13 protein-coding genes are annotated in these 15,157 nt (G+C 64.0%); 9 read left to right on the plus strand and 4 right to left on the minus strand.

Features of this window, described 5'->3' with window-relative positions; translation table 11 throughout:
• Window positions 1–156 precede the first annotated feature (156 nt).
• From ACK5IR_RS06325 to ACK5IR_RS06350, 6 genes are all read left to right on the plus strand, one after another.
• Window positions 157–1,758, plus strand: a complete 1,602-nt coding sequence (locus ACK5IR_RS06325) for a sugar ABC transporter ATP-binding protein (RefSeq protein WP_416927028.1) — start codon at window positions 157–159, stop codon at window positions 1,756–1,758.
• Window positions 1,755–2,741, plus strand: a complete 987-nt coding sequence (locus tag ACK5IR_RS06330; RefSeq protein ID WP_416927030.1) for an ABC transporter permease subunit — start codon at window positions 1,755–1,757, stop codon at window positions 2,739–2,741. The genes ACK5IR_RS06325 and ACK5IR_RS06330 overlap by 4 nt, the downstream gene beginning before the upstream one ends.
• Before the next feature lie 42 nt (window positions 2,742–2,783).
• Window positions 2,784–3,728: an ABC transporter substrate-binding protein gene (locus ACK5IR_RS06335; protein WP_416927032.1), complete on the plus strand. Its 945-nt coding sequence runs from the start codon at window positions 2,784–2,786 to the stop codon at window positions 3,726–3,728.
• 204 nt (window positions 3,729–3,932) lie between these two features.
• Window positions 3,933–4,931 carry a TRAP transporter substrate-binding protein gene (locus tag ACK5IR_RS06340; RefSeq protein WP_416927034.1) on the plus strand — a complete coding sequence of 333 codons (999 nt, stop codon included), beginning with the start codon at window positions 3,933–3,935 and terminating at the stop codon, window positions 4,929–4,931.
• Window positions 4,932–5,435 carry a TRAP transporter small permease gene (locus ACK5IR_RS06345; protein WP_416927036.1) on the plus strand — a complete coding sequence of 168 codons (504 nt, stop codon included), beginning with the start codon at window positions 4,932–4,934 and terminating at the stop codon, window positions 5,433–5,435.
• Window positions 5,432–6,679, plus strand: a complete 1,248-nt coding sequence (locus ACK5IR_RS06350) for a TRAP transporter large permease (RefSeq protein ID WP_416927038.1) — start codon at window positions 5,432–5,434, stop codon at window positions 6,677–6,679. Before ACK5IR_RS06345 ends, ACK5IR_RS06350 begins: the two co-directional genes overlap by 4 nt.
• A gap of 14 nt (window positions 6,680–6,693) precedes the next feature.
• Here the strand turns inward: ACK5IR_RS06350 and ACK5IR_RS06355 are convergent, their stop codons facing one another.
• Genes ACK5IR_RS06355 through ACK5IR_RS06365 form a run of 3 tightly spaced genes read right to left on the minus strand, consistent with a single transcriptional unit; the run spans window position 6,694 to window position 10,158 of the window.
• On the minus strand, window positions 6,694–7,908 hold the full coding sequence (locus ACK5IR_RS06355) for a dihydrolipoamide acetyltransferase family protein (RefSeq protein ID WP_416927040.1): 1,215 nt from the start codon (window positions 7,906–7,908) through the stop codon (window positions 6,694–6,696).
• A gap of 1 nt (window position 7,909) precedes the next feature.
• On the minus strand, window positions 7,910–8,929 hold the full coding sequence (locus ACK5IR_RS06360) for an alpha-ketoacid dehydrogenase subunit beta (RefSeq protein ID WP_416927042.1): 1,020 nt from the start codon (window positions 8,927–8,929) through the stop codon (window positions 7,910–7,912).
• Complete coding sequence (locus tag ACK5IR_RS06365; protein WP_416927044.1) at window positions 8,920–10,158, minus strand: thiamine pyrophosphate-dependent enzyme; 1,239 nt, start codon at window positions 10,156–10,158, stop codon at window positions 8,920–8,922. The genes ACK5IR_RS06360 and ACK5IR_RS06365 overlap by 10 nt, the downstream gene beginning before the upstream one ends.
• Window positions 10,159–10,289: 131 nt before the next feature.
• Here ACK5IR_RS06365 and ACK5IR_RS06370 point away from each other — a divergent pair, with 131 nt between their 5' ends.
• Window positions 10,290–10,751 carry an Lrp/AsnC family transcriptional regulator gene (locus tag ACK5IR_RS06370; RefSeq protein ID WP_416927046.1) on the plus strand — a complete coding sequence of 154 codons (462 nt, stop codon included), beginning with the start codon at window positions 10,290–10,292 and terminating at the stop codon, window positions 10,749–10,751.
• A gap of 18 nt (window positions 10,752–10,769) precedes the next feature.
• Here ACK5IR_RS06370 and ACK5IR_RS06375 read toward each other — a convergent pair whose 3' ends face one another.
• On the minus strand, window positions 10,770–11,972 hold the full coding sequence (locus ACK5IR_RS06375) for a replication initiation protein (protein WP_416927165.1): 1,203 nt from the start codon (window positions 11,970–11,972) through the stop codon (window positions 10,770–10,772).
• 578 nt (window positions 11,973–12,550) lie between these two features.
• On the opposite strand from ACK5IR_RS06375, the gene ACK5IR_RS06380 reads away from it, so the two are divergent.
• Together ACK5IR_RS06380 and ACK5IR_RS06385 are read left to right on the plus strand one after the other, a co-directional pair.
• On the plus strand, window positions 12,551–13,981 hold the full coding sequence (locus ACK5IR_RS06380; RefSeq protein WP_416927048.1) for an AAA family ATPase: 1,431 nt from the start codon (window positions 12,551–12,553) through the stop codon (window positions 13,979–13,981).
• 175 nt (window positions 13,982–14,156) lie between these two features.
• Window positions 14,157–15,092, plus strand: a complete 936-nt coding sequence (locus ACK5IR_RS06385; RefSeq protein ID WP_416927049.1) for a ParB/RepB/Spo0J family partition protein — start codon at window positions 14,157–14,159, stop codon at window positions 15,090–15,092.
• Window positions 15,093–15,157 lie beyond the last annotated feature (65 nt).

The following is a 15,157-nucleotide window of genomic DNA, read 5'->3' on the forward strand; positions in this document are numbered from 1 at the left end:
GCGGCGGGGGATCTGGTCCGCGACGACCGATCGTCGTGATCGGGCTGGACAAGACCGATCGTATCGTCACTGATGCAGGTGTAAGCGGGTGACACCTCCGGATACTGGAAAACGCGGACGTCGATACCATTGTCGCCGGGCCCGAGGGAGCAAGGGATGACTGAACAGCAGGCAGGAAAAGGCAGCCGGCCCGCGCTGGAGATGCGCGACATCAGCAAGACCTTCGGGCCGGTCAGGGCGCTGCAGAATGTCTCGCTGATCGCCAACGCGGGAGAGGTCCACGCCCTGATGGGAGAGAACGGCGCCGGCAAGTCGACGCTGATGAAGATCCTCTCGGGGGCCTATTCGCCCGACCCGGGCGGAGCGGTTCTGGTCGAGGGGGTTTCGCTGCCCCCCGGCAACCCCAAGGAGGCGCGGGCGCGCGGCGTGGCGGTGATCTATCAGGAACTGTCGCTTGCGCCGAACCTGACGGTCGCCGAGAACGTCTTTCTGGGGGAAGAGATCGCCCGGGGCTGGCGGGTGGACCGGCCGGAGGCGCGGCGGCGCACTGCGGCCGTGCTTGGCCGGCTCGGCGTGAACTTCTCGCCCGACGCCAGGGTCTCGACCCTTTCGCTGGGCGAGCGCCAGCTGGTCGAGATCGCCCGGGCGCTGGCGGGAAATTCGCGCATCATCGTCATGGACGAGCCCACGACCTCGTTGTCGAGTCACGAGGTCGACAAGCTTTTCGAGGTCATCGCGGCACTCAAGGCGGACGGGATGGCGATCATCTACATCTCGCACCGGATGAACGAGGTCTACGCGCTGGCCGACCGGTGTTCGGTGCTGCGCGACGGCGCCTATGTCGGATCGCTCGACCGCGACGAGATCAGCGAGGAGAAGCTGATCGGCATGATGGTCGGCCGCGATATCTCGAGCTTCTACAAGAAGGACCACAAGGAGCCCGACCCCGACCGCGCGGTGGTGATGCGGGTCGAGGGCATGTCGGACGGAAAACTCGTCCGCGATTGCGGCTTCGAGGTACACGAAGGCGAGGTTCTGGGCATCGCCGGCCTGGTCGGCTCGGGACGGACGGAACTGGCGCGGCTGATCTACGGCGCGGATCCGCGGATCTCGGGGCGCGTCTTCATCGACGGCAGGGATGTCACGCCGCGAAGGCCGGTCGAGGCGCTCAAGGCCGGCATCGTCTATCTGACCGAGGACCGCAAGGTGCTGGGGCTGTTTCTCGAAATGGCGATTGCCGAGAACAACGGCATCTGCGTGCTGCACGAGGATTCGAACCGCTACGGGGTGCGCAGCCTTGGCGCGACCCGCCAGCGGGCCGAAGCGGCGGTGAAATCGCTCGATATCCGCACCCCGGGCGTGGCGCTCAAGGTGGGGGCGCTGTCGGGCGGCAACCAGCAGAAGGTGTTGCTGTCGCGGCTGCTGGAGCTGAAGCCCAGGGTGCTGCTGCTCGACGAGCCGACGCGCGGTGTCGATGTCGGGGCGAAATCGGAGATCTACCGGTTGATCGACCGGCTGGCGGGCGAGGGCATGGCGGTGGTGATGATATCGAGCGAACTGCCCGAGATCATCGGCATGGCCGACCGCGTGCTGGTGATGCGCGATGGCGCGATCGTCGGCGAGATCGACCACCGGAACGCCGGTGCCATCACTCAGGAAGCGATCATGGCTTTTGCAACCCATGCCGACAGCGTCGGCGAGATTTCAACCGGCCGGACCCCGCTCCGGAAGCCGGAAACCGAAGGAATGACCGCATGAGCGACGCGAACGCAAACGCCGTGAAGACCATCGACCGCAACCGCGTGAAGGCACAGCTTTTCGCGCTCGGCATGCTGCCGGTCCTCATCCTGCTTGCCATCGGCTTCGAGCTTCTGACGGGCAAGTTCATCACGGCAAACAACCTGTCGATCATCATGCAGCAGGCGTCGATCAATATCGTGCTGGCCTCGGGCATGACCTTCGTCATCCTGACCGGCGGGATCGACCTGTCGGTGGGCTCGATCCTCGCGGCGGCGGCAATGGGGGCAGTCATCGTCTCGACCTGGCCGATGGGGGGCGTTCTCGGCGTGCTGACCGGCCTGCTGATCGGGCTGATGTTCGGCTTTGCCAACGGGGCGCTCATCGCGGGGCTGGGGCTGCCACCGTTCATCGTGACGCTCGGTTCGTTGACGGCAGTGCGCGGGGTGGCGCGCCTGATGGGCAAGGACACCACCGTCTTCAACCCCGACCTTCCCTTCGAGGCCATCGGCAACGGATCGTTCCTCGGTATCCCGTGGCTGGCGATCATCGCGGTTGCGGTGATCCTCGCGTCGTGGTTCATCCTGCGCCGCACGATTCTGGGCACCTGGATCTATGCGGTGGGCGGCAACGTCGAGGCGGCACGCCTTGCCGGGATCAAGGTCTGGTTCGTGCTGCTGTTCGTCTATTGCGTCTCGGGCTTCTGCTCGGGGCTCGGCGGCGTGATGTCGGCAGCGCGGCTCTATGCGGCGAACGGGCTGCAACTGGGGCAGGCCTACGAGCTTGACGCCATCGCCGCGGTGATCCTCGGCGGAACCAGTTTTGTCGGTGGTGTCGGCTCGATCTGGGGCACGCTGATCGGCGCACTGATCATCGCGGTGCTCTCCAACGGGCTGATCCTGACCGGGGTTTCCGACATCTGGCAATTCATCATCAAGGGCCTCGTCATCATCGCAGCCGTGGCGCTCGACCGGTACAGGCTGAAGGGCACTTCGAACACCTGAGGCCACCACATCCAATCAGGACGCATCCAGGGAGGTATATCCATGCGCAACCTAACCAGACTGCTTCTCGGCTCCGCCGCGGCGCTCGCCATCGCGACCGGCGCCCCGGCGCAGGACAAGGAGCTCAACAGCATCGGCATTTCGGTCGGCCTGCTGGGCAATCCGTTCTTTGTCGCCACGATCAAGGGCATCGAGGACGCCGCCCGCAAGATCAACCCCGATGTCGAGATCACATCGGTTTCGGCCGACTACGACCTGAACAAGCAGGTCAACCAGATCGACAGCTTCATCGCCGCCGGTGTCGACATCATCATGCTGAACGCGGTCGACGCCAAGGCGATCGGCCCGGCGGTGATGCGGGCCAGAAACGCCGGCGTGGTTGTCGCCGCCTTCGACGTTTCGGCGCCGGGCGCCGACGTGACAGTGATGACCGACAACGTCGCCGCCGGACGCAAGGCCTGCCAGTATATCGTCGACCAGCTTGGCGGTACCGGCGATGTGGTGATCATCAACGGCCCGGCATCCTCGTCCATCCTCGACCGGGTTCAGGGCTGTCACGAGGTCTTCGACGCCAACGAGGGAATCAACATCCTGTCCGACGATCAGAACGGTCAGGGATCGCGCGACGGCGGGCTGGATGTGATGCAGGGCATCCTGACCCGGTTCGATCACATCGACGGCGTCTTCGCGATCAACGATCCGACAGGTATCGGCGCCGATCTCGCGGCCAGGCAGCTCAAGCGCAGCGAGTTCATCATCACCGCTGTCGATGGCGCGCCGGATATCGAAACCGCGCTTGCGGGGGGCAATTCGCTGATCAAGGCTTCTGCCAGCCAGGACCCGTATGTGATGGCAGGCATGTCGCTCGACATGGCCTACAAGGTGCTGATCGGCGAGACGCCCGAGAACGATACGGTTCTTCTCGAACCGGAACTCATTACCGCCGAAAATGTCGGTTCCTACATGGGCTGGACCGCCGCCCGCTGACATTCCCGATCCCGGGCCGCCGCAGAGGTGGCGGCCCGGACTGCATTCGATCCTATCTGCCGCCACCGGTTTTGGTCCGGTTTATTAACATAACAATGGTTATCGGAATATTCTGATCGCTTCCCCTCCCGGCGACGACAGCGGTTGACCTCTGCGGCAACAAGGACGAAGGAAAGAGGCCCGACAATCGGAGGAACCGGCACCATGATCAGACGTTCATTCCTTGCCACCGCCGTCAGCACCGCGCTGGCGTTTGCATCCCTTCCCGCCGCCGCAGCCGGCTTCGACGATATGGACCCGGTCACGCTGCGTCTTGCCCATGTGGTGACCGAGCAGGACGGATGTCACATCGCGGCGATGAAGTTCCGCGATCTGGTCGAGGAGCGCACGGACGGCGTAGTCACCATCGAGCTTTATCCCAACGCCTCGCTCGGCGACGAGCGGACGCTGCTTGAGGGCATGCAGATCGGCTCCATCGACATGGGGGTGATCACCAATGGCCCGGTGGCGAATTTCGTCGAGGAAATGGCCGTGTTCGAACTGCCCTTCCTGTTTCCAACCCGCGAGGCGGCCTATGGGGTGCTCGATGGCGAGATCGGGCAGGAACTGCTCGACCGGCTTCAGGAGGTCAACCTAAAGGGCCTGGCCTATGCCGAGCGGGGTTTCCGCAACCTGACCAACAGCCAGCGCCCGGTGGCCAGCCCGGCCGATATCGACGGGCTGCGCATCCGGGTGATGGAGAACCCCGTCTATATCGACACGTTCCGCGACCTGGGCGCCAATGCCATCCCGATGGCCTGGACCGAGGCCCTGACCGCCATGCAGCAGGGCACGATCGACGGGCAGGAGAACCCGGTCGGCGTGGTCTATTCGTTCAAGCTCGACGAGACGCAGAAATACATGACCATGACGCGGCATACCTATGCGCCGGCCATTTTCGTCATCGGCATGCCAAGCTGGACCAAGCTGCCGGAGGCCGCGCAGGAGGTGCTGCTTTCCTCGGCCCGCGATGCCGCCGCCTATGAGCGCGACTACAACGCCGAGATGGAGACGACCCAGCTCGAGGAGCTCAAGGCCAAGGGCATGGAAGTGATCGAGGACGCCGACCTGACCGCGTTCAGGGAACAGATCGCCCCGGTCTACGAGAAATACGGCGAGGCCTTCGGCGATTATCTCGACCGGATCAACGCGGAACTCGACTGAGTGCTGCGGCTGGCCGGAACCATCGACAGGGCGCTCGGCGCCCTGCTCCGCCCGCTGCTCTTTGCCGGGATGGCGGCGCTGATCGTCGTGATCACGTTGCAGGTGGTCAGCCGCGTCTTCTTTACCGCCTTCGGCTGGACCGAGGAACTGGCGCGGTTCCTGCTCGTCTGGCTTACTTTCACCGGGGCGGTCTATGCCTGGTATGCGCGCCGCCACATCGCCGTTTCGGTGATTGTCGAACGCCTGCCCGGAACGTCGCGCAGGATTGCCACGACGATCGCATTGCTTGTCGCCCTGACCTTTCTGCTGGCGCTGGCCCGGGTGGGCCATGAATACATGTCGGTCCAGAGCTTCCAGAAATCGGCGGCGATGCGGATACCGATGTCCTGGGTCTATGCGATCATTCCCGTTTCTAGCCTGTTGATGGCCTGGCTCTGCCTCAGCGACCTTGTGCGCCTGCTGATCGCCGGAAAGCTGCCGGAAACCGAAGGATCGGTCGAATGAGCCTGCTTCTGCTGGGTCTGTTCCTGCTGTTCCTGATCCTCGGCCTGCCGGTGGCCATCGCCATCGGCAGCGCGACGATGATCGCCATGCAGGCCGGCGGAGTACCGTTGCTGGTGCTGCCGCAACAGATGTTCGCCGGCATCAACAGCTTCGCGCTGGTCGCGGTGCCGATGTTCATCCTTGCCGGCGATATCATGGCACAGGGGCAAGTCAGCACCCGGCTGATCGCGCTCGCCGATGCGCTGATCGGCTTCCTGCGCGGCGGGCTGTCCATCGTTTCGGTGTTGGCTGCGGTCTTTTTCGCTGCAATCTCGGGCTCGGGCGCGGCAACCACCGCCGCCGTCAGTTCCTCGCTTGTGCCCGAACTCAGGCGCAAGGGCTACGAGCCCGCTTCGGCGGCGAGCCTGATCGCCGCGGCGGGCACCATCGGCGTGGTGATCCCGCCCTCGGTGCCGATGATCATCTATGCGGTGATGGCGCAGGACTCGGTCTCGAAGCTGTTTCTCAACGGTTTCATCCCCGGCGTGGCGATGGGGCTGGGGCTGATCGCCATCGCGCTGGTGCAGGGCTACCGGCGCGCCTATCCCGGCGGCGGCGCGTTTTCGCCCGCGCGGATCTGGCGCAGCTTCCTTGCCGCCTTCTGGGGGCTGATGACGCCGGTAATCATCCTCGGCGGGATCTTCTCGGGCATCTTCACGCCCTCGGAGGCGGCAGTGAACGCGGTCAATTACGCGCTCTTCGTCTCTCTCGTAATCTATCGCGACATTACCCTTGGCGATGTCTACCGGCTCTTCATCCGTTCGGCGACGACAACGGCGGTGGTGATGTTCGTGAGCTCGGCTTCGGCCGCGCTGAGCTGGCTGCTCTCGAACTGGCAGGTGCCGGCGCAGATCGCCAATGGCGTGCTGGCGATCTCGGACAACACGATCGTTATCCTGACGCTGATGCTGCTGCTGATCCTGCTGACCGGCGTTTTCATCGAGACCGCCTCGGCGCTGATCATCCTGACGCCGATCCTGCTGCCGCTGGCGCTGCAACTGGGGTTGGGCGCGGTGCATTTCGGCATTGTCATCGTGATGGGGTTGGCAATCGGGATGATCACGCCGCCGGTGGCGATCAACCTCTATGTCGCGACCTCGGTCACCGGGATCGGGCTGGAGAAAATCTCGAAGGCGGTGCTGCCCTATCTCGCGGTTCTGATCGCCGTGCTCTTTGTCGTGACCTTCGCTCCGCTCGCATTCTGACGGCCCCTGCCCGCTCAGACAAAGAGCAGCGCCGGGGTTTCGATCAGGGTTTTCAGCCGCGCAACAAAGCTCGCCGCATCCCAGCCGTCGACGATCCGGTGGTCGAAACTGGCCGAGAGGTTCATCATCTCGCGCGGCACGAAAGCCCGGCCGTCCCAGAGGGGGCGGATCTGCTTGCGGTTCACCCCGACAATCGCAACCTCGGGGTGGTTCACCAGCGGGGTCGAGGCGACAGCCCCCAGCGGGCCGAGCGAGGTTATCGTGATCGTCGCACCGCCGAGCGCCTCGCGCGCGATCGAGCCATCGCGGGCGCTGTCCGCCAGGCGGGCAATTCCGGCAGCCATGTCGGGAACCGACAGCGCCTCGGCATGGTGCAGAACCGGAACCACAAGGCCGCGTTCCGTCTGGGTTGCGATACCGGCATGGACGGCATCGAACCGGTGCAGCACCCCTGCCCCGTCGTCGTAGCGGGCATTCACCTGCGGCGCGGCATCGCGGGCCAGCACGATTGCGCGGATCAGGAAGGGCAGAAGCGTCAGCCGCGTCCCCTCCCCTGCCCCGTCCGCGTTCAGCCGCGCCCGCAGGCGTTCGAGCTCGGTAACGTCGGTCTCCTCGACAATGGTGATCTGCGGTATATGCGCATGCGACAGCGCCATCTGCTCGGCGATCTTGCGGCGAAGCCCGATAACCGGGGTCTCGACCACGGTGTCATCCGCAGCCGGCAACGGACGATATCCGCCCGAGGCCAGCCGCCGGTCGAGATCGGCATGGGTGACCTGCCCGTCCGGGCCGCTGCCCGGCACCGCCGCCAGATCGATGCCCAGATCGGCCGCCCGCCGGCGCACCGCCGGGGCGGCAAGTGCCCTGCCCTTGCTCAGTGCCGGCGCTTCGGGTGTCGTCTTGTCCCGGGGAACGACGACGCCGGTTTCGCTGTCGCCCGGGGCTTCCTTGCCGCCACCCTCCGGTTCCGGGTCGCCCTCCCCTGCCCCGGCAACCTCGATCCGCACCAGCGGCGCCCCGATTGCCAGCGTGTCGCCCGGATCGCCGGCGCGCCATGTCACCCGGCCCGAAACGCTCGACGGTATCTCGACTGTCGCCTTGTCGGTCAGCACCGCGACAAGCGGATCGTCCTCGAGGATCTGGTCGCCGACATCGACCATCCATTCCGAGATCTCGGCCTCGGCGATGCCTTCGCCGATATCGGGCAGCTTGATGACGGTCTCGGGCATGTCAGGCCTCCACCGTTTCGCGCAGCGCCCGGCCGACCCGGGCCGGGCCGGGAAAATAGAACCATTCCTGCGCATGCGGATAGGGCACGTCCCAGCCGGCGACCCGGCGCACCGGCGCTTCGAGATGATAGAAACAGGTCGCCTGAACCCGCGCGGCAAGCTCGGCCCCGAAACCGCTGGTCAGCGTCGCCTCGTGCGCGACGACGCAGCGCCCGGTCTTGCGCACCGAGGTCTCGATGGTTTCGAGATCGAGCGGGATCAGGCTGCGCAGGTCGATGACCTCGGCATCGATCCCCTGCTCGTCGGCGGCGGCCAGCGCGATATGCGTCATCGTCCCGTAGGTCAGCACCGTCACATCCGCCCCCTCGCGCCGGATCGCCGCGGTGCCGAGCGCAATGGCGTAATGCCCCTCCGGCACCTCGCCGAGCGGGTGACCCTTCCACGATGTTGCCTCGCGCTCGTGATGGCCGTCGAACGGCCCGTGATAGAGCCGCTTCGGCTCGAGGAAGATCACCGGATCCGGGTCCTCGATCGCCGCGATCAACAGGCCCTTGGCGTCGTGCGGGTTCGACGGCAGAACCGTCTTGAGCCCCGACACATGGGTGAACAGCGCCTCGGGGCTCTGGCTGTGGGTCTCGCCGCCGAAAATCCCGCCGCCCGTGGGCATGCGGACGACCAGCGGACAGGTGAAATCGCCGTTCGAACGATAGCGGATGCGCGCGGCCTCCTGCGTGATCTGGTCATAGGCCGGATACATGTAGTCGGCGAACTGGATCTCGACACAGGGGCGCAGGCCATAGGCCGCCATGCCGATCGCCGCTCCGACGATGCCGCTTTCGTTGATCGGCGTATCGAAACAGCGCAGGCGCCCGTATTTCTTCTGCAGACCCTGCGTGCAGCGAAAAACACCGCCAAAGAAACCGACATCCTCGCCGAAGACGATGACGCGGCTGTCGCGCTCCATCATCACGTCGTGCGCGTCGCGGATCGCCTCGACCATCGACAGGGATCTTACAGCCATTTTTCCGCCGCCTCCTTCTGCCGCTTCAGATGAAGCGGCATTTCGGCATAAAGGCCCTCGAAGATGCTGCGTCGCCGGGGCGATCCGCCGGAGTGAAGCGTGCCATGCCGCTCGGCGGCCTTCTGCGCGGCAACCACCATGTCGCGAATCTCGGCCCGCGCCTGAACGTGGCGTTCCTCGGACCACAGGCCACGCCGGATCAGGTGCAGCTTCAGCCGCTCAATCGGATCGCCAAGCGGCCAGGCATCGGATTCCGCCCTCGGGCGATAGGCCTCGGGATCGTCCGAGGTGGAATGCCCGCCGGCGCGATAGGTCACATGCTCCAGAAGCGTCGGGCCCAGCCCCTGCCGTGCCCGTTCGACCGCCCAACGGGCAACCGCGTGCACGGCAAGAAAATCATTGCCGTCGACCCGCAGCGACGCCATGCCAAAGCCCAGCCCACGGGCGGCAAAGGTGCCCGATTCCCCCTTTGCAATGCCCTGGAAGGTCGAGATCGCCCACTGGTTGTTGACGATGTTCAGCACCACCGGGGGCTTGTAGGTCGAGGCGAAGACCATTGCGGAATGGAAATCGGACTCGGCAGTCGAGCCGTCGCCGATCCAGCCCGCCGCGATCCGGTCGCTGCCGTCGATCGCCGCCGCCATCGCCCAGCCTACCGCCTGAACGAACTGGGTACCGAGGTTGCCGGAAACGGTGAAAAACCCGTAATCGCGCGCCGAATAGAGCACCGGCAACTGGCGGCCGGCCAGCGGGTCCATCTCGTTCGAGAAGATCTGGTTCATCATCTGTTCGAGCGGGTAATCCTGTGCGACCAGCAGGCCGGCGAGCCGGTAGGTCGGAAAGTTCATATCACCCTTGCCGAGCGCCTTCTGAAAGGCGATGGCCACCGCCTCTTCGCCCAGTTGCGGCACGTAGAACGAGGTCTTGCCCTGCCGCTGCGCCGCCACCATGCGGGCATCGAGCGTGCGCAGGATCATCATGTGGCGCAGCCCCGCGATCAGATCCTCGTCGCTCAGCATCCGTGCCCATGGCCCGACTGCCTCGCCGTCGCGCCGCAGGATGCGGATGATCGAGAACGCATGATTGCGCAGCAGTCGCGGCTCGACATCGAGCGGCGGCAGCGTCACCGCGCCCGCTTCGGGGATCTTGACGTTTGAATAATCGGGTATGTCACCGGGCCGGAACGCGGGCTCCGGTATCGAAATCCTGGCCTTCGTTTCCTCTGCCATGGCGCTCTCCCGTTGGCCCATGGAAGAATGATAGCCGAGAGTGCAGAGCGGGTTTGGCCAAATTTACTCTCGGTCATCGGGATTTTTGGCGATACTGTCTACGAATACTCACTTTCATAGCGAAAATGACCATGGATAAGATAGATCGCCGCATTCTGGAAACACTGGTGGGGAACGGGCGCCTGCCGGTCATCGAGATTGCCGAGAAGGTCGGGCTTTCGGCGACGCCCTGCCGCAAACGTATCGCAAGGATGGAGGACGACGGTCTGATCGTCCGCTACAGCGCGGTGATCGACCCCGAGAAGGCCGGCTATCCCATTACCGCCTTCGTTTCGGTGGAACTGGAGCGTCAGGATGCCGAAAGCCTTGCCCTGTTCGAGCAGCGGGTGAGCGGTTTCGAAGAGGTCGTCCAGGGGTTTCTGATGACCGGCAGCCAGGATTTTCTGTTGCGCGTGGTCGTCGAGGACCTGCACGCCTTCGAACGGTTCCTTCAGGACAGGCTGACGCGGATCCCTGGCATCCGGTCGGTCAGGTCGCGCTTTGCGCTGCGCCAGTTCGTCGGGCGCAGCCGGCTGCCGGCGGGCAGGCGCTGACCCCCCTGCCCCGCCGCATCAGCGCCGCCCGGTACGCACCGCAGCTTCGTCGATGTCGTCGAAAGAGCCGGGCTGGAAATCCTCCCAGAAGGCAAAGATCGCTTCGGCGTTGAGCGGCGACATCCAGCCGAAGCGCTCGAAATCCTGCCGCCGGTCCTCGGTCTCGATGCGGCGCAGAAAGAGCCGCTTGTCGGCATCGCGCTGTGTGGGGCTGCGCGCCTCGACCAGTTCGCGCAGCCGCGCCAGCCGCCGCGAACGATCCGATTGCAGGGCCGGTACGGGCGGCGCGGCCGAATAATCGTCGCGCAGCGCCGCCGTCAGATAGCGCAACGGGCTTTTCACCCCCCCCTGCCCCGCCACGTAGTCGAGCTTCCCGGCAACATATTCCTCGCCGTGCTCGGATATCCACTGCCGTGCCAGCCTGTCGCCAACCCCAAGCTCGCGCAGTCGCGCATAAACCGCGCCGTTGCGAATGCCGGCGCCGTCGTCGATGTTGAGGATCGCAAGCTGCGGGTTTTCGCGGATAAGGAAACGGATATCGGTGACAACCCTGCCCCGCTTGCGTGTCTCGGGCGCCAGAATGATGTTCGAGGTCTTGTTGACCTCGGCCACCGCCGGTTTGACAATCTTGGCGTTCAGGTGCTTGAAGCTCTCGTAATAGGCGCTTGCGTCAACCCCCATCAGCCTGCGGAACAGGTCAAGCGACCACCATCCGGTCGATCCGGTGCGTACAAAGCGATAGCAGTTCTCGTAAAGCGCCAGCGCATGCCCAGAGGTAAAGCGCCGCTGGATATTGAGGTTGATCAGCGCGAAGACCTTCGGATCGTGCAGCTTTTCGGCCAGCGCCGGTGAATAGGCGTATTCACAGACCCCCCCCTTGAGCTTGGCATAGGAGATGAGACTGGACACCCCCCATTCCTGGCGGCCGGATTCGTCCAGCATATCCCATTCGGCAATGGTTTCGGCCAGGCCGCGCAGCGAGGTTTTCAGCGTCTCGATGTCGTTCGAATTGTAGCCCACCATCAGGCACAGCGTGCGCGCGTCGATATAATGCGTCGCCTGCCGGGTCAGCGTGTCATAGGCGTTCAGCAACAGCACGTTACTGAGCTTGCGCTGCAGCAATGTCAGCTTGCCCGAAATATGTATCGCGGCCACGTTCTTCTTTACCGATTCGCGTCTGAGCGATCCGGTCAACTGCTCCCGGGGAATGTCTTCTATCATGCTGCCTGTCCGGTTCACTGCTGTCTCCCGTCTGTCGCGGGTTGCTATATATAGTGTCAGCAAAGGTGCCCTCTGGCAACTTTTTTCCGGGTCCCCGTCACAGGACCGGCTTTCTCCCCGCCATCCCGTATTCGGGTGCCTCTGCTGCGGCAGCTACACATCGCCCCAATTTCGGGTACCCGGATACGGGAGACAAAGGCCCCTGCCCTGCTGCGAAACCGCGGTTTCGCGGCCGGAACCGGCCTTATTCCGGGCTTCCCGAAGCCGGGACCCCTTGTTCCCGCGAATCGGCACCCGAATCCCCGTATCCGGGTACCTGATTTCCCGGAATCGGGTACCCTTCACCCTGTATCAGGGTATCATTGACGCCATAATCAACTGAAATAAAAAGATTTATTGAGCAGAAAGTTTTTAAAGACCTGAAAGATTCTACATCTTTGTATCGTTCCTGATTCGTAGTTTATTCAGGATTTTCAGTGGAGAGGGTGCTATTGTCGATGTCTTTGATTCACATGCCTTTGCCGATGTGCGATAGTTTGCGCAACGTACGGCGAAATTGCTGACATATCAGAGGCAACATGACATCCACAGGCAAACCTCCCGTCCCGCCATATCTGAATCTCGATCCTGCGGAAGCGGCGCAACGTCTTTCCGACCCTATCGACACCGGCCGATTCGCGAAAGCTTCTGCTTTCGCAGCGAAAGGTCGCGACGATCTTGCGCGACGTGGCTATGCGCCCGACGGCCGCAAGCGGTTGCGCAAGTTTTCCACATGGGAGATCTGCCGGTATCTCATTCCGGTCGCTCCTGCCCATTTCCGGCGCGTTCTCAAGAACAATCCCGAGCTTCCGCAGGGAAGCGGCGAGAGCAATTCGAAATGGTTCACACTGGAAGAGGTTCTGCGCCTGAGAGACCATTTCGCGGCAGAGGGGGCGAGCGGGCGCGAGTATCGGCCGTGGCGCCCCGAGGGACTGCCGGCCAAGGTGGTCGCCGTGGCCAATTTCAAGGGGGGGGTCGGCAAGACGTCGACCTGCGCGCATCTTGCGATGTCGGCGGCGCTCGATGGCTACCGGGTGCTGATCGTCGATCTCGACAGCCAGGGCTCCATGACCTCGATCATGGGCGGCAAGGTCCGGGACGAGTGGCAAACGGCATTTCCGCTGATGGCCAAGGATTTCGCCCTCGCGGTTCAGGCCGAAAACACGGTGCGTTCCGCGGCCGGGTCCCCTGCCCTTCCGCTCGACGAGACCCTGACAGAGGCGCTCAGGATTTCGGCGCGCGAACATGTCATCCAGAAGACGCACTGGCCCAACATCGACCTCATCGGGGCGCAGCTCAATCTCTACTGGTCCGAGTTCCAGGTCCCGGTCTGGCGCATGCAACTCAGGTCATGGCCGTTATGGGATGCGCTGACCGGATGCCTCGAGCGCGAGCGTCTGCTCGACGACTACGATATCGTTCTGCTCGATACCCCCCCTGCCCTCGGGTATCTGACGATCAATGCGCTCGCCGCGGCGGATATTCTTCTCGTTCCGCTCGGTGCGTCGTTTCTCGAGTTCGATTCGACCGGGCGGTTTTTCGATATGCTCTACTCGACCTTCGCCAGCATCGAGGATGGCGAGAACGCAGCGCGGCGTCGGGACGGCTTGCCGGAGATGAGGTTCGAATGGGATGCGGTGCGGGCGCTGATCACGCGGTTCGACGCAGCGCAGCAGACCGATCTCGCCAATGTCATTCAGGCCTATTTTGGCGATTTCATGACCACCTACAGGCAGGATTATACCGCGATGGTCGGTCAGGCGGGCGAGCAGGTCAGCGGCATCTACGAGACAGATTATCGCGAGTTCAATCGCGATACCTACGTTCGCGGTCGGGAGGCGTTCGACCGCACCTGGGCCGAGGTGAAGGAACTGTTGCTGGGAACCTGGTGGCGCGATCTTCAGGTGCAAGGAAACAGCCGGAGTGCTGCCGCGGAGGCGCGCCCGGCCCTGATGAGCGGGGAGCGGTGAAATGGCGAAACGCAGACGACTTGAGGCGCCGAGCGCCGACGATCTTTCGCGGATCGAGCAGGAGTTTCGCCGCGAAACCCATGGCCGCCCGCTCCCGCAGGCGGCGCCAATCTCGCAGGTCGCGGCCGAGACCGCCGGGGCGCTCGACGTGCGCCCGGCGGATGCCCGGGCCGAGGTGGCGCGGCTCGAAGCCGATTCGGAGCGTTTTCGCTTGGCTCGTGCCACAGGGCGTTTGATCGAGGACCTGCCGCTGTCGGAGATAGCGACCGACAGCATGATCCGCGACCGACTGGTCATGGACGAGGATGACCTGACGGAACTGATCAATTCGATCGCGGCACATGGTCTGCGCCTGCCGATCGAGGTTTTCGAGCTATCCGCGCCCGATTCGCGCGGCTGCCGGTACGGTCTGGTTTCGGGTTACCGGCGTTATCTGGCGATGGAGCGTCTGCATGCGATGTCGGGCGGAGACAGGTTTTCCACCATTCGCGCGCTTGTTCGCGAGCCCGAACATATGGGCGGCGCGTTTGTTGCGATGGTCGAGGAAAACGAGGTTCGAGCCAACCTCAGCCCATACGAGCGCGGGCGCATAGCGGTCATAGCGGCACAGAACGGCGCTTTTGCCAATGTGGAGGCGGCGGTCGACAATCTGTTTGCCACTGCGTCCAAGGCGAAGAGATCCAAGATCCGTTCGTTTGCACAGGTGTTTGAAGAGTTGGGAGACCTTCTGCTTTTCCCCGAATTTCTGAGTGAGCGGCAGGGTCTGCGGCTCGCGTCCGGTTTGAGGTCCGGAGGTGGCGCCATGTTGCGCGCGGCGCTCGAAGGTGGACGTGGAAATGGACCCGATGAAGAGTGGGCGTTGCTCGAACCGGCTCTTTCCCGGCTGGAGACAAGGCCCCGGGATGCGCGACGCGGCGGGCGGCCGAGAAGTGTCGGCGGCTTGCCGGCCGGATCGGGGCCGGCAGTTGCCGAGGTGGTGGGTTCGGGATGGTCGTTCAGGCACCGGACCGACGGGAACGGGGTTGTGATCCGGATCGAGGGGAAGGCGCCGGGTGATGAAGCCTGCGGGCTGCTGATCGAGCGAATCCGCCGGTGTCTGGAGGAAATCTGATGTTCGGTTTCGTGGCGAAACCGGGGCAGGGGGCTGATTTGTCCGGCCCGGTCGATTTGGGACCG

Origin of the sequence: Tropicimonas sp., assembly GCF_047971885.1 — a bacterium.
In the GTDB taxonomy this organism is placed as follows: Bacteria; Pseudomonadota; Alphaproteobacteria; order Rhodobacterales; family Rhodobacteraceae; genus Tropicimonas.

Coding starts and splice junctions, on each gene's coding strand:
- ACK5IR_RS06335 (WP_416927032.1), top strand. CDS start 2,784: ATGCGCAACCTAACCAGACTGCTTCTCGGCTCCGCCGCGGCGCTCGCC.
- ACK5IR_RS06355 (WP_416927040.1), bottom strand. CDS start 7,908: ATGCCCGAGACCGTCATCAAGCTGCCCGATATCGGCGAAGGCATCGCC.
- ACK5IR_RS06350 (WP_416927038.1), top strand. CDS start 5,432: ATGAGCCTGCTTCTGCTGGGTCTGTTCCTGCTGTTCCTGATCCTCGGC.
- ACK5IR_RS06370 (WP_416927046.1), top strand. CDS start 10,290: ATGGATAAGATAGATCGCCGCATTCTGGAAACACTGGTGGGGAACGGG.
- ACK5IR_RS06380 (WP_416927048.1), top strand. CDS start 12,551: ATGACATCCACAGGCAAACCTCCCGTCCCGCCATATCTGAATCTCGAT.
- ACK5IR_RS06330 (WP_416927030.1), top strand. CDS start 1,755: ATGAGCGACGCGAACGCAAACGCCGTGAAGACCATCGACCGCAACCGC.
- ACK5IR_RS06365 (WP_416927044.1), bottom strand. CDS start 10,158: ATGGCAGAGGAAACGAAGGCCAGGATTTCGATACCGGAGCCCGCGTTC.
- ACK5IR_RS06375 (WP_416927165.1), bottom strand. CDS start 11,972: ATGATAGAAGACATTCCCCGGGAGCAGTTGACCGGATCGCTCAGACGC.
- ACK5IR_RS06325 (WP_416927028.1), top strand. CDS start 157: ATGACTGAACAGCAGGCAGGAAAAGGCAGCCGGCCCGCGCTGGAGATG.
- ACK5IR_RS06340 (WP_416927034.1), top strand. CDS start 3,933: ATGATCAGACGTTCATTCCTTGCCACCGCCGTCAGCACCGCGCTGGCG.
- ACK5IR_RS06360 (WP_416927042.1), bottom strand. CDS start 8,929: ATGGCTGTAAGATCCCTGTCGATGGTCGAGGCGATCCGCGACGCGCAC.